Below are 20,571 nucleotides of genomic sequence, written 5' to 3' on the forward strand. Positions count from 1 at the left end.
ATTTTGGAAAAAAAAGCCTCACAGTTCTGAGTAATTAGACCTATTTATAAAAAATAAAAACGCACAACTTTTAGTTATGCGTTTTTTTAAGCTTAAAACTCTGTACTTGCTTTTTTAGTTGTTCAGACACTTTATTTAACTCATCTGTCACTGAGGCGATTTTACTTAGGCTATCTGTTTGTTTTTCCGTTGTTATCGCCACAGCTTGACTAGAGGCAGTTGTTTTCGAGGAAATTTTCGACACTTTTTTTGATTCTGACGCTACTTCTTTTACATCTTTTAACTGCGAAGACGATAGAGAGTCTATAGATTTTATTGCATCTAATGTTTTGTGAGCTTCTGCAACGATTTCGTCTAATCCCTGTTCAGACCTGTCTATCATTTCTAACTGCGCTTTAGAAGCTTTCGACTGTTCATCCACTAACACCGCTGTAGTTGAAACACTTATGTTTACATGCTCCACTATTTTTTTTATTTCTTCAGCTGCCTTGTTAGTTTCCTCAGATAGCTTTCTTACTTCCTCAGCAACAACTGCAAATCCTCTCCCTTGCTCTTTTGCTCTAGCTGCTTCTATGGCAGCGTTTAGCGCCAGCAGGTTGGTTTGATCTGCAATATCAGTTACTACAGAGATAATTTCACCTATTCTTTTTGTTTCTTCCACTAAACTTGACATATCATCAGATACTTGCATATTACCCTTGGATATTTTTTCAAGACCATTTATAAGACCTTGCAAAGCCTGTTTATTTTGGTTGACTGTGTCCACCATTTTAACATTAACGTCTATCGCCCCTTTACTTTTTTGAACCATTTCATTTGATAGGGCTTGAACCTTATCTATTTTTTCTTGGACAACTTGACTAGCTTCAGATTGCTTTTCAGCTCCTTCGGCAACTTCTTCCATAGTTTTGGATACTTGCTTAGCAGCGACAGCAGCCTCGTTTACAGCTGTTGCCATTTCATCTGCAGTTCGTTGAGTATCGTTAGATAAATCAGTTGTGGTTTTAAGCATTTCTTTTAATGAGCCAACCATAAACTCAAATCCAGCTGACAATTTTCCAATTTCGTCCTTAGTTTTTTTAATTTTTGTATCATCACTTAAATCTTTTGCCGCTACTTTGTTAGCAGCATTTTCTAGTTGTTTTAAAGGTCTAAATGTAAAATAAACAAATAAAGATGAAATCAAAACAGTTAAAACAGCAGCTACTACAGTGACGAGAAGGGTCATTTCTCGAAAAATTAATGAAGCAGCAAGCGCTTCTTCTTCACTTTGATAAATAACAACCATCCAGTCTGATATCCCCACCTGAGAGTAGGCCCCAACATATTGTTTTTCATACTCAAAATCTAAAACCCCACTTTCTTGGTGTTGCATCGATGAAAATGGGAGTACAGCACTAGTATCACCTCTAAGCGATCCGGTATTAGTCACTACATAACCGTCTTCATCAATTATCATCGTTCCACCAGTGTTTCCTAAGATATGTCTGTTAGCTTGCTCCCATGTAGCTCGCAAATTATATTCAATAGCTAAAGCGCCCACGACATCAGTGTTACTTCCTTCTCTATAAATAGGCATAACATGTATTATAATTGGTAAATTGGTTTCGTTAATAACCACACCGGAGTCATACATTTCCCCATTTAGTGCCTTTTTTACACCTTCATCGTATTCTACACTCCCCATCCCAATTGAGAACCTGTTTTCCTCCTGGGTATTAAAGTAGCTCACCCCATTTACCTGGTCATTTCTAATTAAGTAATTTCGAAAATATGTTCTAGCCATAACTTCTTCACTTTGCCTTAAAGAAGGTTTTTCGCTTAATCCGGCGGAAATTTGATAAGTCTCCTCCAAATAAGCCTCGATACTATCGGCAAGCCTTTGAGTTAGCAGTAGGCTGTTGTCGTTAAACTGTCCCATTATTCCCCGCTCTATCTGAGGCATAATAAAAACAAAAATTGTAATTATGGCTATCAGCAAACATCCTATCGTTAATGAAAACACCTTAAAATTCAGCCCTTTTAGAAGGCTTATATTTTTAACCTTTGATAATAGTTCTTTGGAATTATATCTGTTTAGTTTATTTTTGCATTTTGTGGACCATAATTTAGGCAACTTTTTGTTTAGCAAAATATCCACCCCAAACTGTGTTTTTTTATGATATATTTTCATTATTCTATTTTTTTCCTGTTTTTCCTCTTTAAAGCGACAAAAAAACGTAAAAAAAGACTGTCGAAAAGTTATCGACAGTCGAAATGAAACTTTTGTTCACTTTGATAAATGTTTTAGGTGTTGCTTTATTTGTCTAAAACAACGTTCATATTGAGCAAGTGATTGACCAAAGGGGTCACAGATATCACCGTTTTGAGCAGCTTTGTCATCCTTACTATTTTTTAGGCTATGCTCTGTTAGAGTGTAGACTTTTCCTTCACTTTGTGGAAATAGGGCTAGCAAATTTCTTTTATGCCCCTCTGTCATTGTTAATATAAGATCAGCATTATCTATTAGTTGTTGGTCAACTTGTTTAGATTTATGGCTGCTTAAATCAATGTTTTCCTTGTCAGCAACCTTTATGGAGTTTTCTGAGGCAGGTAACCTTTCAACCGCCATAAGCCCGGCAGATTCAACCTTGGTATCCTCTCGGGTTATAGAATTAAGGTATGCCGCGGCAAGAGGGCTACGACAGGTGTTTCCGGTACAAATTATTAAAATATTCATTTTTACCAACTCCTAAAAGAAAATCATTTTTATTCCTAATGCAATAAGCACTAAACCGCCTATTTTTTCTGCATGATTGCCGATTACAGCTCCTATGTATTTACCGAACATCAGTCCAATAGCAGACATTAAAGCTCCAAAAAAGCCGAATGTAAGTACTACTACTGTGGTAGAAAAACCTAAAGTGCCTAAGCTAAATCCCACTGAAAGTGCGTCTAAACTAACCCCTAAAGCAAGTATCATAAGAGAAATACCGGTAAGTTTCTTGGTGCAATCTTCATCATTATCCTCTTCTTTAAATGATTCATATATCATATTAGCTCCAATTAAAACAATTATGATGCTACCTAAATACTGGGCTATCTCTCCTAGCATTCTTCCGAAAATTTGTCCCAAATAGAGTCCAATAAGGGGCATAAAAACATGGAAGAGGCCAATAACAACACTTACTTTAATTATTTCCTTTGCAGTTAGCTTTTTCATACCTACTCCAACACATAAACTTAAGGCGTCAGTTCCTAGGGCAATAGCTATTAGAACTAGTGATAGCAGCTGTCCCCAATTTAAGGAGTCCACACCACCGGCGAAAACAGTGATTTCGCCACCACTTAATATCAACATAGATGTTAAGAGAATTAACGCGGTTAATGTCATTATCCTCTTTGATGTTAGATGGAGTATAACAACCCTTTTAGACATACACTACCTCCTATATTATAGTCAAACATAATATATTCAACTTTTTACAACATTATTCCCACAGGCCTTTAAAAGCCTGTTCATAACAGCATAGGAAAGTTCATCGTCTAGGTCTAGCCCCATTGCCAATATTATTTCAACACCAGCTTTATCAATTGTATTCAAGTTCCCATACAACTTACCAGCTACTTCTAGCGGAGAATTCTGCGAACCCATGGAAATTAGTTCATCAACATCATTAAAATGCTTAAGATGCTGCTCAAAGGATAGCACCCCCACCTTCTTGCCTGCTTTTTTCTCCGCTTGTGCTCTTTCTTTTATTTTTTTTATTACGTCATTTTGGTCTCCAACAAAAACTACCATTGGTGCTTGAGGGCTATAGTGTTTATATTTAGTACCGGGCGAAAGCACTTTCCCACCGGCATATTCCTTATGGCCCTGTGCCTTAACTACAAGATTAATTTGACTTTTGGTTATAAGTCCAGGCCGCAAAATAACTGGCTTTGATGCTGTTAAATCTAACACCGTAGATTCTAGCCCCATCTTGGCATCCCCACCGTTTATAATATAATCAACTCGCCCGTTTAAGTCCTCTAAAGCATGATTAAAGCTTGTTGGACTAGGTCTCCCTGATCTATTAGCAGATGGTGCAGCAACTGGTATATTTGCCTTTTGTATAAGGTTTTTCGCAACAGGATGAGCAGGTATCCTTACCGCTACTGTATCTAGCCCACCTCTTACAGCAGAAGGTACTTTAGTTTTATCTGCTAAGAGAACTAAGGTCAGAGGCCCTGGCCAAAATCTCTCACCTAACAGAAAAGCCTCAGGGGGTATTTTCACCGCCAATTTTTCTAACCATTTAACGCTAGGGATGTGCAATATCAAAGGGTTATCAGAAGGACGACCTTTAGCCTTAAACACCTTAGATATCGCTTTATCATCTAAGGCATTTGCACCTAATCCATATACAGTCTCCGTAGGAAAAACAACCGTTTTCCCCTCATTGAGTGCCTTAGCAGCAGTTATAAAATCCTCATCAGTTTCATGTAAAATTCTAGTTCTAACTTTATTTTCCATTAAAGATCTGTACTCCTTATCCTTTTTTATGATGTATAAACGCAGCAAACAAAGCAGTAAATGGTATAGCCACTATCAGGCCCATACTTCCCACAATGGCTCTAATAATTTCTGTAGCTATTAAATCAGAGTTGATTATAGCTGACATAGGCTGTTCATATGCTTTAAACAGTAACAATAAAGGCAAGGCACTACCAGTGTAGGCCAAGATTAGAGTATTTACCATGGTTCCCATTATGTCCCGTCCGACGTTCATGCCAGCAGAAAAAAGTTCTGCTGCTTTTAGCTTAGGATTTGCCATTTTTATCTCTTCTATGGCCGAAGCGATAGACATCGTCACGTCTAATATTGCCCCTAACGCCCCTATTATAATACCAGCTAACAAAAGTCCCCTGACATCAAAATCTACTCCCTCATCAATAAACTGTAGCATTTGTGCTTCCTCAGAAACATAACCAGTTAGGTTAGCTGCATTAGCAAATACCCAAGCTAGTATTCCAGCCAAAAACAATCCCGTGGCAGTTCCTAAAATCGCTGCAAAGCTTTTATGATTAACTCCCCCAATAATTAGCAGAGTGAAAATTGCAACCACTATGGAAAAGGCCACAGTTAGTATTAAGGGGTTAAAACCTTCCATCATTAGTGGCAATATAACATAAATAACAGCAAGACCCATCAGAACCAACGTCACCAAGGCCTTTACCCCTTTAAGTCCTCCTATAGCCACAAGGATTATAACAAAGATAACCAGTAAGATATAGATAATATGATCTCTAATTATTTCGTCTACACCTATAGTGGTAATTTCCCCGTCAGTGGTTTCTATATAAACCATTACTCTATCTCCAGCAGAAAGCTCTAAGGTATGAACTCCAAATAACATGTGTTCTAACTCAAACTCCTGCCCTTCAAATTCACCCTCTGTGATTCTAACTCTTAGGTTCTGCACACCCTGTTCCCAATACTTTTCTCCTTCTGTAGGTTCACTAGCCTGTAAAACCTCACCCCTAACTAAAACCGCTTCACCCTCATCTTCGAAGGGAAGGTTTTCTTCATTTTCAAAAGGAATGTTTTCATCATCTTCAAAGCCTTCCTCACCATTAAAAGCAATGACTAAAGTGGAGGATGTTAATATTATAACAGCCATTAAAATAAGGCTCAGGCACTTTTTAACTTTCATCTTTTTTGTCCTCCTTACAGTTGTAACACACCCCATAGAACTTTAGCTGATGACCAGATATCTTAAATTTGTATTTATTCTCTATTTTATGTTCTAAGACATCTAACAAATCTTCTGCCACTTCATAGACTTCATGACAAGAAGTGCAGATTAGATGGTGGTGATGGTGCTCTTCCTCCCAAAGTTCATATCTACTTCGTCCATCCCCAAAATTCATTTTATGTATTATTTTTAATTCCTCGAATAACTCTAAAGCTCTGTATACAGTTGCTAAACCTATATCGGCATTAGACTTGTTAGCTTTTTCATGTATTTCTTCAGCACTCATATGCTTTTCTCTATTATTAAGTATTATTTCTAAGATAATTTGCCTTTGACTAGTTACTTTGTAGCCACTACTTTCTAGCAGACTAAAAGCTCTTTGTGAAGTTTTCACATCGTTAACCTCCTAAGTTTACTTTTAAACATAAATCTTATAAAAATTATAGTTTACAAGGCGTCCAAAGTCAAACAAGCCACGCTAAGAGACAAGGAATTAGCACTTTGACCGTGTAATTTAAGCGAAAATATTAAGTTTATACTTTAGTTTCAAGCAAAGTTTTGACAAATATTAAATTAAGTAAGGGGCATACAGTTTTACAACTGTACACCCCTGTATTTATAACTACTAAAATTCTCCTAAAACGACCTGGGCGATATTTGTAGCATGGTCGCCAATCCGTTCCATGTTACTTAACATATCTAAATAAACTACCCCTGACATCGGATAACATTTCCCTTTATTAATTCGTTGTATATGTCTATCCCGCAATTCCTTTTCTAGGTCATCTATGCCGTCATCATCCTTGATAACCTCTCGAGCTAAATCATGGTCGTTTTCTTTAAACGCTTTCATAGCCTTGTCGGTTATCTCAGACACTTTTTTCGACATGCTTTTAAGTTCCTCCCGGGCTTGTTCTGAAAAGGGAAGGTCATCTTCGATTTTGTGAACACACAAATCAGCGACATTTTCTGCATGGTCTCCTATTCTTTCTATATCGTTAATGGCATGCAAAAGCATAGTAAGTCTTTTAGCGTCAACACCAGAAAGTCCTTTGTTAGAGAGCTCAGAAAGATAGGTGGCTATTTCCTGTTCTAGCTCGTCCACAACTTCTTCTCTTTGTTGAACGTCCTTTAGATAGTCCTTTTTATTTTTAAATAAGATATTTAGAGAGTCCTCAAGCATAGTTCCAGCTATTTCTCCCATACGGGCAACTTCTTTTTCTCCTGCACCTAAGGCAAGAGATGGAGTTTTGAAAAGTCTTCTATCTATATATTTTATTCCTCTTTCGATAATAAGCTCTTCACCAGGAACAATTCTTGTAATTAAGATAACAAACCAATTTACAAAAGGTAGAAATAACAAAGTATTAACTATGTTAAAAATAGTATGGGCCATAGCCGTTTGTCTAGCAACCGTGTCCCAGTTTGATTCGATAAAAATTGTAAACCAAGGAAGTATTAGCAGGAAAATCAAAGCACCGATTAAGTTGAAGATAACATGAGACACTGCAGCCCTTCTAGCAGTTAGATTTGCGCCGATTGCTGCTAGCATTGCTGTTACACACGTTCCGATGTTAGTACCTAAAATAAGAGCTAATGCGCTATCTAGCTCCAATACTCCTGCTAGTGTCATCGATATAATTACTGACGTAGAAGCACTGCTACTTTGTACAGCTAAAGTAAATAGCGCACCAACTAACATACCTAAAATTGGATTTTGTCCTAGCACTTTCAACATCTCTAAAAATGGAGGATAGTTTTCAAGCACTCTTAAAGAGTCTGACATAATATTCATTCCTAATAGAAGAATACCAAAGCCAAGCACTCCTTTTCCTAAATGTCTATAGATTCTCTTTTTGACGAAATAATGCATGACCACACCTACAGCGATCATAGGCAATGCAAAAACATCTATCGCCTGGAAGGAAATCAGCTGAGCTGTCACGGTTGTCCCAACGTTTGCGCCAAAAATAGTTCCTACAGCTTGCGTAAGATTCATAAGGCCAGCATTAACAAAGCCAACAACCATAACTGTAGTTGTACTACTACTTTGAACCAAAACAGTTAAAAACGCCCCCGTAAATGTAGCTAAAAATCTATTTCCAGTCATGATTTCCAAAATTTTACGCAGTTTGTTGCCTGCTGAGCGCTGTAATCCTTCGCTCATAAGCTGCATTCCAAGTATAAAAAGCCCCAATCCACCTATAGCCCCAAAAAAAGTCTCCATGGACATTTATACTGCCTCCATTCATATATTTACTATATTATTTTCACCATAATCAAGTCTATCACATCCCAACCACTAGTCAATAAATTATCAAAAACCTAAAAGTAAACTTTTTGTTACAAAAACTTTATTTCTTTTTTAAAAAAAAGAAAGTTGCTTTTTATAGTTTAAGCAACTTTCTTAAAAACAATTAAATATAATGTGTGCTTTCCACTTCCACTTCATTTTGCTTAAGTAGCTTTAAGGCTTGCTCTTCGTCTTTTGTTTCGCACTGGATAGCTAGACCACAGTCAGAGCTGATATTTCTAGGTACCGGTCTTACTCTTAGTGAAACTTTATTTTGTTTGAGCACTTCCTCAGCTTTTATGCTGTCATAAGTGGTTGGAAAAGTAATTAATAGCTTTTTATCCAATTTAACATTCCACCTTTATTATTATGTCTTCTCCCTCCTCTATTGTATACTTAATTTTATTATTTTTACAGAACCTAAGTATATTTTCTTTAGCAACTTCGGAGTCTATCAGCGCCATAAAATTTCCGCCAGCCTCATATTGGTTTTTAAACTCTAAAAGTGGTTGTGGGCAATCTAAACCTCTAACGTCCAATTGAAACATCTTTATCCCTCCTTACTATTATCTTTTTGCTGTGTGTAAACACTATAACTGCCAAAATTATAAAGCAAATAACAACTCCGATCTTGCCGTTTGTGGGAACTCCAGCGGGGCTAGCAGCTGTGCCAAAGTTGTGGACCACAGCTCCACCTACTATTAACCCTAATACCGTGGTTGCTGCATCTAAATTGCCTTGCCCTGCTAAAATCAACTGTCTTAGCGGACACCCTCCAAGCAAGATAGCACAAAAACCGACTAGGGCAAGACCTAAAAAGTTCCATATATGCTCGGTGTGCGCCACGTTTTGTTCAGCAAATCCTAGGTTGAATTTGCCAATGGCTATGTTGGTAATAAGGGCTGCAACTAAAATCCCTATAAAACCTGATACCATATGGAAATCTTTGATCATAAGTACGTCTCTTATGCCCCCAGCCATACAAAGCCTAGAGCGCTGCGCTAAAATACCTACTATAAGCCCTGTGCCTAAAGCTACTAAAATTGGAGCTGTAAAAGAACCAGGTCCTTCGGAGCTAAAGTTTATAAACTCTGGTTTTACAACAACAAAAATTAACAGCATAACGAAAAACGCTGGCATTATATATCCACTAGTTTTGTTTTCCTGTTTTGTAGCTTTTCCTAAGGTGAATCCACCCTTTAATGCCTTAAGGCCGAGATAAATTCCGAATATAAAGCCAAATAACCCAACAATAGCATTTAAGTCTCCACCTGCTATTCTCAGCACCATTCTAAGTGGGCACCCTAAAAACACCATAGCTCCCACCATCATAAATATTGCTATAAAAAATCTTAATAAAGGCGCAGAACCGCCCTCAACCTTAAATTCGTTCTTAACTAAAGCTATGATAAACGCGCCTAGCACTAATCCTGCAACTTCAGGCCTTAGATATTGCACAATCCCGGCTTGGTGCATGTTTAGCCCTCCTGCAATATCTCTTAAAAAACAAGCGATACAAAAGCCCATGTTAACGGGGTTGCCCAGCTTTGTTAAAATAGCACCGATAAAACCTACTATAATTCCAATTGATAAAAGCTTTTTCATAAGACCACACCTTTCCTTGTTATTTTTTTCACTATATATAATATACTTCTTCATGAATGTATAAACTCCTTTTAAACATCATATAAGATTTTTTTATATAGCTTTTCTTAAGGTGGCAAGAAATAGTTTTAGGTATAAATCCAAAAAAGAGCTATCTCTAAACAGGATATTATTTCCTGAAAAGACAGCTCTTTTAGCTTTATTTATTATTTTCCTTGTAATCTTCTATAGCTGTTTTTAAGGCATCAGCTGCTAAGTTAGAACAATGCATCTTTACTGGTGGCAATCCTCCAAGCTCATCGGCAACTTGCTTGTTTGTCAATTCTAGGGCTTCCTCAATAGTTTTTCCAACTGCCATTTCAGTGATTACACTGCTTGTAGCAATAGCGGCACCACAGCCAAAGGTGCGAAACTTAACATCTTTTATAACGTTATCAGTAACCTTCAAATATATCCTCATAATGTCTCCACATTTTACGTTTCCTACTTCACCTACACCGTCAGCATCTTTTATTTCCCCTACGTTTCTTGGATTTTGAAAATGATCCATTACTTTTTCTGTGTACATGGGCATTCACTCCCCCTTTTAATTTGATTTCCATAAAGCGGTGACATGCTTCTTAAACGTTCAACAATTTTAGGCACTCGATCTAATACATAGTCGATATCTTCGTCGGTATTTCCTTTTCCTAAGGTAAGGCGCAGCGAACCATGTGCCGTTTGATGACTTAGCCCCATATGCATAAGAACATGAGAAGGATCTAACGATCCGGAAGTACAGGCAGAGCCACTTGAAGCTGCTATCCCTTCCATATCTAAACTTAATATCAAAGCTTCTCCCTCTATAAATTCGATAGATACATTAACATTAGAAGGCAGCCTTTTTGATGGATGACCGTTTAGCTTGACATCCTCCATTTTTAATAATCCTTCGATAAGTCTATCTCTTTTTCTTTCCATATCTTTTATTTCATCAAGGGAAGTTGAAGCTAGCCTAGCAGCTTCTCCTAACCCAACAATACCAGCCACGTTTTCTGTACCAGGTCTAATTTTACTTTCCTGTCCTCCTCCGTGAGCTGTGTTTTTCAGCTTCGTCCCTTTTCTTACATAAAGTGCTCCTATCCCTTTTGGACCATATATCTTGTGAGCGGAAATTGTAAGAAGATCCACACCTAACTGATTAACATCTACAGGAATTTGACCAAATGATTGAACCGCATCAGTGTGAACATATACATTATGTTTTTTTGCTATATCCACTACTTCTTTAATAGGTTGAATGGTTCCAACTTCATTGTTTGCATGCATTATGGTGATAAGTATAGTATCTTCGCTTATAGCTGATTTTAGTTCATCGAGATCGATAACACCATATTCATCAACTGAAAGACGGGTCACTTTATAGCCTTCCTTAGCCAAGGCATCGCACGTATCTAAAGTGGCATGATGTTCAACTGATGATGTGATAATATGTTTTCCTTTGTCCTTTAATGCGGCGGCAACTCCTAAAATTGCAAGGTTATCTGCCTCCGTTCCTCCTGAAGTAAATATAACTTCTTCATCATAGTCAGCATTGATTGCCTCAGCTACCTGATTTCTAGCTTTATCAACATGCTTTTTGACTTCTCTTCCAAAGGAATGCACAGAGGAAGGGTTGCCAAATAGGTCTTTATAGAAAGGTAACATTGTCTCTAAAATTTTAGGGTTTAATGGGGTTGTTGCAGCGTGGTCTAAGTAAACTTTTTTCACTGTTCAACTCTCCTTTAACAGATTTTAATATATAAAAATATTTCTAGGTTTATTATGGTAATTATCATTACCTATCATTCAATTTTAGTTTTTCATTGCTCAAGTCTTTTATTATATCTCCAAAGGTAATTTCATCTAAAACTTTAGCCATGCTATCCCTTAGCTTAGCCCAAACAAACTTTGTTAAACAACAAGATTCCTTTGAACAAGGGTCTTTGGTTTCTTCTTCTGAAACACAATCTACGGGAGCTAGCGGACCTTCCAACACCCTAACTACATCTCCCACCGTAATATCACTAGGAGGTTTCGAAAGCATATATCCCCCTTTTGGCCCTCTTATACTTGATACTAACCCAGCTTTTTTAAGCTCCCTAAATAGCTGTTCTAAGTATAGTTCAGAAAGATGCTCTCTTTCAGCTATTACTCTCAATGAAGTAGCACCATTTTTATACTCATAGGCCAAAACAGCCATAGCTCTAACTCCATACTCTCCTTTAGTTGACAGCCTCAACTGCCCACCCCCTTTAAAACATAGTGAATTACTCGGATAAGAGTTTAAAAAAAATAAAACATAGTGTTTAACTATGTTTTATTATAAAGGAAAATGTTACAACTGTCAAAACTACTTAAGAAAAAATTTTACTAAATAATGATTTAATAACATCGAAAAATTTAAATCTATATTCAACCTGTTTTTCCTCTTCTTTGTTCTGTTTTTGATGGGAAAAATCATTGCACTCACTAGGGCTAGACTCTCCTACAAAGCATAAGGGTGGAAACATAACACACCACCAGTTGTCTCCTTTGCCCTCACCTAAAACTATTTTCACCGCCTCATATTCACCTGCAGGATAAATTTTTTCTAGATACAAGCGAGAAGGGAATTCAAATTTTCCTATGCTTATAGTAGATTCATAGCTAAAACCGTTAGAGACAAGTGTGCTATCAGCAATTTTGTTTATCTCCTCTATGTTGTCTTCAATAAATTGTTCTAATTCTATGGCGCTTTCTATTTCTGAAAAGTGGGGGGTAAACTGGGCTAAAATCTCGTCACGGACTTTGTATTTTACCAGCTGATCTTCTGGAGAGTTGCTATTGGCCAAGACATGAAGACGTACCACATCATTATCCCCATGGGCTTCATAACTGTAAGAGTTCGTTACCATTAACATTGTCAAAGCTAAGGCCACAGTTAGCACTCTTAATATTTTTATCATTTTGCAACACTCCTTATCTTATATAGTCTTTTATAAATTCCAGCGCCGCCTTTTCTAGACGAGAAACTTGTGCTTGGGATATCCCAATTTGATTGGCAACCTCAACTTGGGTTTTGCCTGCAAAAAATCGTTTAGTTAGAATTTCTTTCTCTCTTATCGAAAGCTTCTCTAAAGCCTCGCTAAGAAGTATTTTTTTCAGCCATGTATTATCACATTCTTCATCCCTTATTTGTTCCTCGATGGAGACAGGATCTGAGCTATCACTGTAAACAGGTTCGCTAAGTGACATAGGCTCATAGTTAGCATCTAAAGCAAATATTATCTCCTCTGCAGGAAGTTTTAGTGCATCTGAAAGTTCTGCTATTGTAGGCTCCCTCCCCATTTCTTTTGACATTTGTTCTCTTTTTTGTAAAGCTTTATGGGCTATTTTCCTAACTGACCTACTCACCCTTATTGTATTATTATCGCGGAGGTATCTTCTTATTTCTCCCATCACCATGGGAACTGCATAGGTGGAAAACTTAACTCCTAGTTCTGGATTAAAATTGTCTATGGCCTTTACAAGCCCAACACAGCCAATCTGGAACAAGTCATCTAAGTTTTCCCCTCTATTTTTAAATTGTTTTAGCACGCTTAATACCAACCTTAAATTTCCTCTAACGAGCTTCTCGCGTGCCTCTTCACTGCCTTTTGCCAGCTCTTTAAAAAGCCTTTCCATCTCTTTGGCACTTAGGACTGGTAAATTATACGTGTCTACACCGCTTAAAGTAACTTTTTTGTTACTATACATTGTTTGCGCCCCCTCTAATTTCTTTACCTTTTACACTGATAATTATTGCCACTTTTTTCTAAAGCTAATCGAAACAAATTAATAAAGTGGTATAAAAAAACTGTTGAGATTTAAATCTCAACAGTTTTTTTATACCACTTTCTGACCTACAATAACCCGAGGATTTCCTCCTAGGTCATAGAGTATTTTTGTTCTTTTAAAACCACTTTCTTGTAATAACCTTTCAGAAGTTTCACCTTGGTCATATCCAATCTCTAAAGCAATCCAACCGTTATCTTTTAAAACTTTAAAGGCTTGTGGTAAAAGATTTTGATAAAGCTCTAAACCTGTCTTCCCACCTATTAAAGCCCTTTTTGGTTCATATTCCTTTACAGTTTTATCAAGGTTTAGATAATCCTCATCTGATATATATGGTAGGTTTGATAAAACCATATCCATCTTTAAATTTTCATCGATAACAGGCTGTAGCAGGTCTCCTTGATAAATGGTGGTTTTTTCACTCACTCCTAAATTTTTAGCATTTTTAGAAGCTACTTGTATTGATTTTCCCCAAATTTCCGTAGCGTAAACCCTCACATTCTCACAAAGTTTAGCTATGGTTATAGCTATGGCACCGGAACCTGTGCCCACATCAGCAATCTTTGAAACTCCTTCTGAAAGTTCTAGCTTAGATAATGCCCATTCTACTAAAATCTCAGTATCTGGTCTTGGAATTAAAACGTCTTCTGTAACGTTAAACTCGAGCCCCATAAACTCTCTTTTGCCGGTAATGTATGCAAAAGGATAATGCTTTGCTCTTTTTGAAACCATTTTTTCGAAAGCCTCTTGCTCAACTTCACTTAATTTTTCTCCATCTCTTATAGATAGATCTATTAAACGACACTGCAAAACATGCTTTAGCAGCATTTGGCTTTCAAAATAAGGGTTTTCTATTTTATGGTCCTTTAGCACATAAGAAGCCCTTAACAGGGCTTCTTTAATAGTTAGTTCCTTCATTTAGTCCACCTTTTTCATCTTTTCCAGTTGGTCAGCTGTAATAAGTTCATCCACTACTTGATCTAGCTCTCCAGCTAATATCCCGTCTAGCTTGTGAAGGGTAAGTCCTATACGATGGTCGGTCACCCTACTTTGCGGAAAGTTGTAGGTACGAATTCTCTCGCTTCGGTCACCTGTACCAACCTGACTTTTCCTCTCATCAGCTACTTCGCTGGCTTGCTCCTCTTCGTATATTTCTACTAATCGAGCTCTTAACACACGCATAGCTTTATCCTTGTTTTTATGCTGAGATTTTTCATCCTGGCAAGACACTGTCACCCCAGTGGGCTGGTGAGTAATTCTAACAGCAGATTGGGTAGTGTTAACACTTTGTCCACCTGGGCCAGAGGAACAGAACGTATCAATACGAAGGTCGTTTGCATTGATTTCTACCTCCACATCTTCAACTTCAGGTAGCACCGCTACTGTTATAGTAGAAGTATGGATTCTGCCACCAGATTCTGTGGATGGAATTCTCTGCACCCTATGAACACCACTTTCATATTTAAAACGGCTATAGGCTCCTTCTCCTTCTATAACAAATGTAATCTCCTTAATCCCGCCAATGTCATTGTAGTGTGAGTTTAAGACTTCTGTTTTCCAACCCTTACCTTCTGCATAACGACAGTACATTTTAAAAATATCATTAGCAAATAGTGCCGCTTCATCTCCGCCGGCACTTCCCCTTATCTCCACTATAACGTTTTTGGAATCATTAGGGTCTTTAGGAAGCAACAGTACCTTAAGCTCTTCTTCTAGCTTTTGCTTTTGTTGCTCAAGTTCTGATATCTCTTCTTTTGCTAGCTCAACTAGATCATCATCAACTTTAGAGGCGATAATCTCTTTCGCTTCTTCATAGGACTCAAAAACATCTTTATACTCTCTATATTTATCAATTGTTTCCTGCAAGTCGGCATGTTCCTTTGTGAGCTTTTTCCATTTTTTTTGGTCTTTTGTTACAAGCTCCGGGTCAGAAATACTTTTTTCTATTTCTAAAAAACGCTCTTCTAATGCCTGTAATTTTTCTAACACTTCATACACCTCTTTTTTTAAGAAATTTGGTACCGCTAGTTGCTATTCTTCTTCCCCTAGGGCAGCTTTAAATGATAAGATGGCTACTTCTAGCTGCCTATCATCAGGCTTTTTAGTAGTCAATAGCTGCAGCCATAGCCCAGGAAGTAATAATGGTTTTAACAGTGAGGTTTTATAAGCTAATCTATTTGCCTCATAGGCAATGCCAGCTAGCAAGGGTACAGCTAAAATGCGAATAGCTACCCTGCTTAACATGCTTCCCCACGGGAACAGCGAAAAAAACAAAATACTAATCACCATAACCAAGAGCATAAATGCTGTACCACATCTAGGATGTAAGGTGGTCATTTTTTTTGCATTTTCCACATTTAGCTCTTCATCTGCTTCGTAACAATGAATTACCATATGCTCCGCACCATGATATTGAAAAAATCTATTGATTTCTTTTAATCTTGAAATTATTAAAACATACCCTAAAAAGATGATCAGCCTAAATAGCCCCTCAATGAGGTTATTGTAGATATTGCTTTGCTCTCCCCCTGTAACCAGGCCTGAAAGCAAGGTTGGCAATACAAAAAAAAGTAATACTGAAAATAAAATTGCAGTAACCATTGTAAATCCAAGCTCTTTTTTTGATAAACTCTTTTCCTCTTGCCCTTCACTAATATCAGCAGATAATGCTAACATTTTCATGCCAGTTTTTAGGGCATCAAATAAAGTTACTGCACCTCTAATAATAGGAATACCATAAATTTTATTTTTTTTAGTTAAAGGTCTTTGTGTAAATGATTTTAAAAATACCTCTCCATCGGGCTTTCTCACTGCAATAGCAGTTTTTTCCGCTCCCCTAAACAAAACCCCTTCCATTAAAGCCTGTCCGCCTACAGCAAAGTTGTGCTTTTCACTCATAATTACCGCTCCTTCGGTACTTCATGACACTGTCTACATCTAGCCTCATACGATTCTTTAGCACCAACCAAAATAGTTGGATCACTTAAAGAAGCAGGCCTTCCTTCGATTAAACGCTGTGTTCTGCTGGCAGGGTTGCCACAGACAACACAAATTGCCTGGAGCTTGTCAACATATTCCGCCATAGACATAAGTAAGTTAGTATATCCAAATGGTTCGCCCCTAAAGTCCATATCCAATCCAGCTACAATAACTCTTTTACCACTATCGGCTAAGCTTTGACATACTTTTATAATCTCTTCATCAAAAAACTGGATTTCATCGATAGCTACTACTTGAGCATCCTCTGAGATAAAGTCATTTATTTCAGAGGCTCGTTCAATATTAGTGGCGGTTATCTTGTCGCCATTATGAGATACTACACTCTTCCTACAATATCTAGCATCTATCTTGGGCTTAAATACTTCAATTTTCTTTTTCCCATATCTAGCTCTTTTTATCCTTCTTATAAGTTCCTCACTTTTACCTGAAAACATACTTCCGGTGATTACTTCAATCCAACCCATATTTTTAATCAGATGCAAATTGTCTCCCCCCACTTATATATGGTTTAATATCTTTTAGATTACCATAACACAGAGTATAACTCAATACTATACAACAGCTCATATAAAAACAGAGCCCTTAGGGGGCTCTGTTTATTTCATGCCGTATTTACGACGGAATCTATCTACTCTACCACCGGAATCCACTAGCTTTTGTTTACCAGTGTAAAATGGGTGACATTTTGAACAGATTTCTACCTTTAAATCTTTTTGAGTTGATTTAGTAGGAATTTCCGCACCACATGCACAAACTATAGTCGTTTTATTATATTCTGGATGAATAGCTGCTTTCAACTTTTTCCACCTCTTTTCAACATTTTGTTCTAGACAATACTTGAATTGTAACAAATTTAAAAAGGCTAGTCAAGAAAAAGCAGCATATATTTATGGCAGGAATTTTTTGGGGTCAACTGTATTTTCCGACCTGTTTCCATCAATTCGGACTTCAAAGTGAAGGTGAGGACCAGTGGCCATGCCTGTTGAACCCACAGTCGCAATAACTTCACCGCGATTTACCCATTGTCCTTTTTCTACTTTTAATTGGTGAGCATGGGCATATAAAGTAAAGCTATCTTCATGTTGCAAAATTATGGTGTTCCCGTAACTATTTCGATAACCGCTATAAACAACTTCTCCTGAAGCTGCAGCTAGTATAGGTGTCCCCCTACTAGCACCTATATCTATCCCCCTATGAAAGCTGTTAACCTTGCGTATTGGGTGCATTCTGTAACCATATGAAGAAGTTATAGCTCCACTTACCGGCCACTTAAGTGTCTCTCTGCTACCACCTCTACTAACAAGTCGGGTGCTAGACGGACTAAACTCTGGCAAAATTAACTTTGTTCCCACTTCTAATTTGTCAGATTCTAAATTGTTTGTCCTTATAACTGACTCTATGTCAACATTGAACTGTTTGGCTACCTTCGCTATATGCGAGTCTTCACTTACAGTATATATGTAGCCATTCACTGTTGGAAAAGTCAGCTTTTGACCTGGTTTTATCAGGTGTTTATTTGCTATACGGTTGTTATACAGTATAGTTGAAACTTCTATTTTATGCTCGCGGGCTATTGAACTTATTGAGTCTCCGCTTTTTACTTTGTACTCGATAATTTCTCCAGCCCCACTTTCTTTTTGCTTTACATAGTCATGTAAGCTCATATATGTTTTTTGCTCTTGTCCTCTAATTAACACTCTCTCTTCCCGGTTTTTTTTATCTAAAATTACAACATCCAAGGAGCCCAGACTCTCTGCTTTCTGTGCATCAAGGCCAACTGTAAAGATTGCAGCTAAAATTGATGCAAGAAGCATAGCACTGAGTTTTCCCATTTTAATCACCTCAACTTAATTATTGTTGTGGGAACCTTGGTTATTATATCCTGTTTTTCCTTTTATATTCATTTTAGAAACTATACTGACATTCCCAAGTTAAACATTATAAGCGCAGCCATGATATATCCTATGATAATTGCCCAGCTATCAAACCCAAGCGTCAGTACGCTTTTTTTGCTGCGGTAAATCAAACCGATAATCGCTATTGTAGTTAGAAAAATTCCAAAAAGGGCCGTGATAGCGTTATCGGTAGAGACGTTTGTCAAAACCGGTCGCCCAACATAAAATAAGTCTGTAAAAAATATAATAAGTACATTCATTATATTTGCTCCTAACAGATTACCTATAGCCATGTCGAAGGCTCCTAACTTAGCAGCAGTAAACGTTGCGACAAGTTCAGGAAGTGATGTAGTAATTGCTACTAGAAATGACCCAACAAAAGATCCTCCTAGACCTGTAACTTTTGCTATTTCATCTCCCGAAATAGCTAGAAAACGACCGGAAATTACTATAAACACTCCTGCTATAACAAATATAGTTATAGATTTTTTCAAACTCTCTTTTGCATACTGATGTTCTTCATTAAAATCTTCTTTTTCTGCTTGAGTATCTTTTTTGTCATACCTTATAAGTAGCCTTAAGCCAGCCAAATAGATGCCAGCTAAAATCAAAGTGTCTATCCCAATACCAAAAATCCCAATATCTATCTGCACTAAAATAAATATAGCTGCCAAGGATGCTAATAGCATACCAATACCAGCAGTTAGTATATGTCCTAACTTTACATGTAACAACACAGGTCCTCTACCTTGCGCAACATCAACTACAGCAATAACAAGAATATTAAACATATTACTTCCAAAGACATTTCCTAAAGCAATATCAGGATTATCAATTAAAGCTGACTGGGCGCTAGTAACTATTTCTGGAAGAGATGTTACTATTGGCAAAAGCAAGGCCCCTATCAGCGCACCTGAAAGCCCTGTTTTATAAGCTATTATGTCGGCATTTTTAGAAAGCTGAGTTCCAGCTAGTATTATCACCGCGGCGCTGACAAAGAAGGTAATCCATATCATATCTATTCCACCTCGTATTTTTTCGATTTATGTAGTTCTAGCTTTTAGTATAACACTACAACCCACTAAAAAATACCACAAAAAATGCTATCGGTTCTAAACCACGATAGCATTTTTGTAGCTTTATGTTTTTTAAAATTTATTTTTTATAGCCTACTAATTCTTGGAACACTCTTGGCTTTCTGTCCAGTCTATGAGTTGCGTCCACCGTTCTTACAGTGCCAGTTTTAGAGCGCATTACAACAGATTGAGTTTGTGCCACCTCTTTCATAAACCTTACTCCTCTTAGCATACTCCCATCTGTTATGCCAGTTGCAGCAAAAATAACGTCGTCCCCTTTAGCTAAGTCATCCATCGTCAAAATAGGTTCACCTTGATGGGCTTCCCAGTCAATCTCCGATTTACTTTTAAACTCCGATGGATCTACAGGCAATAATCTGCCTTCCATCTTGCCACCTAAGCATTTTAAGGCAGCAGCAGCTAATACGCCTTCCGGAGCACCACCTATACCTAAAGCTATATCTACTCCTGAGTTAGGCTGTGCTGCAGCTACGGCAGCAGCAACATCTCCGTCTGTAATAAGCTTTACTCTAGCACCGGTTTCCCTTACTTTTTGTATTAACTTATTGTGCCTTGGCCTATCTAATATCACCGCAACTAAATCGGATACATCTTTTTGCATGGCCTTTGCCAAACGATTTAGATTTTCTTTTGGCGTTAATTCTAAGCTTACAACATCTCTTCCCATAGGTCCTGTTGCTATTTTATCCATGTAGTATGCTTCAGGAGCATGAAGTAAGCACCCTTTGGGAGCTATAGCTAGTACCGCTAAGGCGTTTGGTAAGCCTTTAGCAACAAGGTTAGTTCCTTCAACTGGATCTACCGCCACATCCAGTTTGGGACCGTTTTTAGCTCCCAGCTCCTCTCCAATATAAAGCATTGGAGCCTCATCTTTTTCGCCCTCACCGATCATTACCTTGCCTTCCATTTGAACTGTATCAAACATTGCCCGCATAGCAGAAACAGCTGCTTGGTCAGCCTCATTCTTCTTTCCTCGCCCCATGAGTCTAGCGGAAGCTAACGCTGCAGCTTCTGTCACTCTCACAAACTCTAACGCCAATTCCCGTTCCATTTAATACACTCCTTATAATATTTGTGTTATAAGTTTATTATATCACACAAAATATAATTAGTGTATCACTTTTTTGCCT

General features: G+C 37.6%; 23 protein-coding genes. All 23 read right to left on the reverse strand.

The annotated features are described in order from the left end of the window. Window positions 1–70 precede the first annotated feature (70 nt). Window positions 71–2,173: a methyl-accepting chemotaxis protein gene (locus PRVXH_RS12935; protein ID WP_353893170.1), complete on the reverse strand. Its 2,103-nt coding sequence runs from the start codon at window positions 2,171–2,173 to the stop codon at window positions 71–73. Window positions 2,174–2,269: 96 nt separating this feature from the next. After that, window positions 2,270–2,719, reverse strand: coding sequence for a low molecular weight protein arginine phosphatase (locus tag PRVXH_RS12940; protein WP_353893171.1), 450 nt, complete (start codon window positions 2,717–2,719; stop codon window positions 2,270–2,272). A gap of 12 nt (window positions 2,720–2,731) precedes the next feature. After that, complete coding sequence (locus tag PRVXH_RS12945) at window positions 2,732–3,418, reverse strand: manganese efflux pump MntP family protein (protein ID WP_353893172.1); 687 nt, start codon at window positions 3,416–3,418, stop codon at window positions 2,732–2,734. A gap of 36 nt (window positions 3,419–3,454) precedes the next feature. Beyond that, window positions 3,455–4,495, reverse strand: a complete 1,041-nt coding sequence (locus PRVXH_RS12950; RefSeq protein WP_353893173.1) for an L-threonylcarbamoyladenylate synthase — start codon at window positions 4,493–4,495, stop codon at window positions 3,455–3,457. 16 nt (window positions 4,496–4,511) lie between these two features. Next, complete coding sequence (locus tag PRVXH_RS12955; RefSeq protein WP_353893174.1) at window positions 4,512–5,675, reverse strand: YibE/F family protein; 1,164 nt, start codon at window positions 5,673–5,675, stop codon at window positions 4,512–4,514. Then, window positions 5,665–6,111, reverse strand: coding sequence for a Fur family transcriptional regulator (locus PRVXH_RS12960; RefSeq protein WP_353893175.1), 447 nt, complete (start codon window positions 6,109–6,111; stop codon window positions 5,665–5,667). The genes PRVXH_RS12955 and PRVXH_RS12960 overlap by 11 nt, the downstream gene beginning before the upstream one ends. 231 nt (window positions 6,112–6,342) lie before the next feature. Next, complete coding sequence (locus tag PRVXH_RS12965; RefSeq protein ID WP_353893176.1) at window positions 6,343–7,950, reverse strand: Na/Pi cotransporter family protein; 1,608 nt, start codon at window positions 7,948–7,950, stop codon at window positions 6,343–6,345. 184 nt (window positions 7,951–8,134) lie between these two features. Beyond that, window positions 8,135–8,356, reverse strand: coding sequence for a DUF3343 domain-containing protein (locus tag PRVXH_RS12970; RefSeq protein WP_353893177.1), 222 nt, complete (start codon window positions 8,354–8,356; stop codon window positions 8,135–8,137). A 1-nt stretch (window position 8,357) separates the two neighbouring features. Then, window positions 8,358–8,558, reverse strand: a complete 201-nt coding sequence (locus PRVXH_RS12975) for a sulfurtransferase TusA family protein (protein WP_353893178.1) — start codon at window positions 8,556–8,558, stop codon at window positions 8,358–8,360. Next, window positions 8,539–9,669 (reverse strand): YedE family putative selenium transporter, encoded by a 1,131-nt coding sequence (gene yedE / locus PRVXH_RS12980; RefSeq protein WP_353893179.1) that lies wholly within the window; start codon window positions 9,667–9,669, stop codon window positions 8,539–8,541. The genes PRVXH_RS12975 and yedE overlap by 20 nt, the downstream gene beginning before the upstream one ends. A 145-nt stretch (window positions 9,670–9,814) precedes the next feature. Then, window positions 9,815–10,183: a Fe-S cluster assembly scaffold protein NifU gene (nifU, locus tag PRVXH_RS12985; RefSeq protein ID WP_353893180.1), complete on the reverse strand. Its 369-nt coding sequence runs from the start codon at window positions 10,181–10,183 to the stop codon at window positions 9,815–9,817. Then, a complete protein-coding gene (gene nifS / locus PRVXH_RS12990) occupies window positions 10,165–11,364 on the reverse strand; it encodes a cysteine desulfurase NifS (RefSeq protein ID WP_353893181.1) in 1,200 nt (399 codons plus the stop codon). The genes nifU and nifS overlap by 19 nt, the downstream gene beginning before the upstream one ends. A gap of 67 nt (window positions 11,365–11,431) precedes the next feature. Next, window positions 11,432–11,875, reverse strand: coding sequence for an Rrf2 family transcriptional regulator (locus tag PRVXH_RS12995; protein ID WP_353893182.1), 444 nt, complete (start codon window positions 11,873–11,875; stop codon window positions 11,432–11,434). A 115-nt stretch (window positions 11,876–11,990) separates the two neighbouring features. Continuing rightward, window positions 11,991–12,581: a stage II sporulation protein R gene (spoIIR, locus tag PRVXH_RS13000; protein WP_353893183.1), complete on the reverse strand. Its 591-nt coding sequence runs from the start codon at window positions 12,579–12,581 to the stop codon at window positions 11,991–11,993. A 13-nt stretch (window positions 12,582–12,594) separates the two neighbouring features. Next, the gene (gene sigG, locus PRVXH_RS13005; protein WP_353893184.1) at window positions 12,595–13,371 is read right to left on the reverse strand and encodes an RNA polymerase sporulation sigma factor SigG; all 777 of its coding nucleotides are present in this window, start codon (window positions 13,369–13,371) and stop codon (window positions 12,595–12,597) included. A gap of 129 nt (window positions 13,372–13,500) precedes the next feature. Continuing rightward, window positions 13,501–14,367: a peptide chain release factor N(5)-glutamine methyltransferase gene (gene prmC, locus PRVXH_RS13010; RefSeq protein ID WP_353893185.1), complete on the reverse strand. Its 867-nt coding sequence runs from the start codon at window positions 14,365–14,367 to the stop codon at window positions 13,501–13,503. After that, window positions 14,368–15,438, reverse strand: coding sequence for a peptide chain release factor 1 (gene prfA, locus PRVXH_RS13015; protein WP_353893186.1), 1,071 nt, complete (start codon window positions 15,436–15,438; stop codon window positions 14,368–14,370). Between the two features lie 42 nt (window positions 15,439–15,480). After that, a complete protein-coding gene (locus PRVXH_RS13020) occupies window positions 15,481–16,347 on the reverse strand; it encodes a DUF1385 domain-containing protein (protein ID WP_353893187.1) in 867 nt (288 codons plus the stop codon). Between the two features lie 2 nt (window positions 16,348–16,349). Continuing rightward, window positions 16,350–16,931 carry a thymidine kinase gene (locus PRVXH_RS13025; RefSeq protein ID WP_353893188.1) on the reverse strand — a complete coding sequence of 194 codons (582 nt, stop codon included), beginning with the start codon at window positions 16,929–16,931 and terminating at the stop codon, window positions 16,350–16,352. Window positions 16,932–17,045: 114 nt separating this feature from the next. Continuing rightward, window positions 17,046–17,246 (reverse strand): 50S ribosomal protein L31, encoded by a 201-nt coding sequence (gene rpmE / locus PRVXH_RS13030; protein WP_353893189.1) that lies wholly within the window; start codon window positions 17,244–17,246, stop codon window positions 17,046–17,048. A 90-nt stretch (window positions 17,247–17,336) separates the two neighbouring features. Then, window positions 17,337–18,281: a M23 family metallopeptidase gene (locus PRVXH_RS13035; protein WP_353893190.1), complete on the reverse strand. Its 945-nt coding sequence runs from the start codon at window positions 18,279–18,281 to the stop codon at window positions 17,337–17,339. An 80-nt stretch (window positions 18,282–18,361) separates the two neighbouring features. Continuing rightward, on the reverse strand, window positions 18,362–19,360 hold the full coding sequence (locus PRVXH_RS13040) for a hypothetical protein (protein ID WP_353893191.1): 999 nt from the start codon (window positions 19,358–19,360) through the stop codon (window positions 18,362–18,364). Window positions 19,361–19,499: 139 nt separating this feature from the next. Further along, window positions 19,500–20,492, reverse strand: coding sequence for a class II fructose-bisphosphatase (gene glpX, locus PRVXH_RS13045; protein WP_353893192.1), 993 nt, complete (start codon window positions 20,490–20,492; stop codon window positions 19,500–19,502). Window positions 20,493–20,571 lie beyond the last annotated feature (79 nt).

It is taken from the genome of Proteinivorax hydrogeniformans (genome assembly GCF_040515995.1).
Lineage (GTDB): Bacteria > Bacillota > Proteinivoracia > Proteinivoracales > Proteinivoracaceae > Proteinivorax > Proteinivorax hydrogeniformans.

Coding starts and splice junctions, on each gene's coding strand:
- PRVXH_RS12935 (WP_353893170.1), bottom strand. CDS start 2,173: ATGAAAATATATCATAAAAAAACACAGTTTGGGGTGGATATTTTGCTA.
- PRVXH_RS12940 (WP_353893171.1), bottom strand. CDS start 2,719: ATGAATATTTTAATAATTTGTACCGGAAACACCTGTCGTAGCCCTCTT.
- PRVXH_RS12945 (WP_353893172.1), bottom strand. CDS start 3,418: ATGTCTAAAAGGGTTGTTATACTCCATCTAACATCAAAGAGGATAATG.
- PRVXH_RS12950 (WP_353893173.1), bottom strand. CDS start 4,495: ATGGAAAATAAAGTTAGAACTAGAATTTTACATGAAACTGATGAGGAT.
- PRVXH_RS12955 (WP_353893174.1), bottom strand. CDS start 5,675: ATGAAAGTTAAAAAGTGCCTGAGCCTTATTTTAATGGCTGTTATAATA.
- PRVXH_RS12965 (WP_353893176.1), bottom strand. CDS start 7,950: ATGTCCATGGAGACTTTTTTTGGGGCTATAGGTGGATTGGGGCTTTTT.
- PRVXH_RS12975 (WP_353893178.1), bottom strand. CDS start 8,558: ATGTTTCAATTGGACGTTAGAGGTTTAGATTGCCCACAACCACTTTTA.
- yedE (WP_353893179.1), bottom strand. CDS start 9,669: ATGAAGAAGTATATTATATATAGTGAAAAAAATAACAAGGAAAGGTGT.
- nifU (WP_353893180.1), bottom strand. CDS start 10,183: ATGTACACAGAAAAAGTAATGGATCATTTTCAAAATCCAAGAAACGTA.
- spoIIR (WP_353893183.1), bottom strand. CDS start 12,581: ATGATAAAAATATTAAGAGTGCTAACTGTGGCCTTAGCTTTGACAATG.
- sigG (WP_353893184.1), bottom strand. CDS start 13,371: ATGTATAGTAACAAAAAAGTTACTTTAAGCGGTGTAGACACGTATAAT.
- prmC (WP_353893185.1), bottom strand. CDS start 14,367: ATGAAGGAACTAACTATTAAAGAAGCCCTGTTAAGGGCTTCTTATGTG.
- PRVXH_RS13020 (WP_353893187.1), bottom strand. CDS start 16,347: ATGAGTGAAAAGCACAACTTTGCTGTAGGCGGACAGGCTTTAATGGAA.
- PRVXH_RS13035 (WP_353893190.1), bottom strand. CDS start 18,281: ATGGGAAAACTCAGTGCTATGCTTCTTGCATCAATTTTAGCTGCAATC.
- PRVXH_RS13040 (WP_353893191.1), bottom strand. CDS start 19,360: ATGATATGGATTACCTTCTTTGTCAGCGCCGCGGTGATAATACTAGCT.
- glpX (WP_353893192.1), bottom strand. CDS start 20,492: ATGGAACGGGAATTGGCGTTAGAGTTTGTGAGAGTGACAGAAGCTGCA.